Raw genomic sequence first — 778 nt, 5'->3', positions numbered from 1 at the left:
GCTAGCCAACTAATCGATGAGTCGGCAGTGTTAGCATTGACGAAAAGTTTGGAGATAGCCTTTGTACCAAATAATGATTCTGGGCGCGTAGACATTATTGTGAATGGACAAGCGGTAGGTGATCAAGTACGTAACGAGACAGTAGGCGGCTATGCGTCGCAGATCGCAGTGTTTCCAAAAGTTCGTGAGGCTTTGCTCACATTGCAACAGGATATGGCGACACGTTCAGGACTCGTCGCTGATGGTCGCGATATGGGGACGGTTGTGTTCCCGGATGCGGATGTTAAGGTATATCTGACCGCTAGTGCTGAGGCACGTGCTGAACGCCGCGTAAACCAGCTCGTTAACGCTGGGCAAGCAGCAGATTTTGAGGCGATTTTGGCGACGATTAAAGAACGTGATGATCGTGATGAGAACCGTAGCACCGCACCATCAAAACCTGCAGCAGATGCTTTGTTACTTGATAGCTCAATGCTTGATGCTGATGCGGTTTACGAACAAGTAAAAAGACATTGCCAAGATCAAGGGCTGTTTTTTAATAGTTAATAAAAACAACATATTAAGTACTAAAAAATTTCCTATAGTCCCTGTTTTTAATGTAGAATTATACAGTTGGAAGTTAGTGTTTTTTAACGATTAATTATTTATTAGGCTCAGTTGATAAGATTTTATTTGATAGAATAAAGTAAGACAGTTGTTGTTAGTAAGTTTAAATACGCGCTTATTACCAACAAACGTTTTTATATATGATTGCATAAGATATAAAACCAGTATTCTC

Annotated in this window: 1 protein-coding gene; it reads left to right on the top strand. The window is 41.0% G+C overall.

The window, feature by feature from the left end:
• Positions 1-546, top strand: a 546-nt coding sequence (gene cmk / locus ACS8FC_RS16710; protein ID WP_439297608.1) for a (d)CMP kinase, incomplete at its 5' end; no start/stop codon positions are given.
• Positions 547-778 lie beyond the last annotated feature (232 nt).

It is taken from the genome of Psychrobacter sp. 1Y4, assembly GCF_051847555.1.
This window is presented reverse-complemented; position numbering and strand designations above follow the sequence as displayed.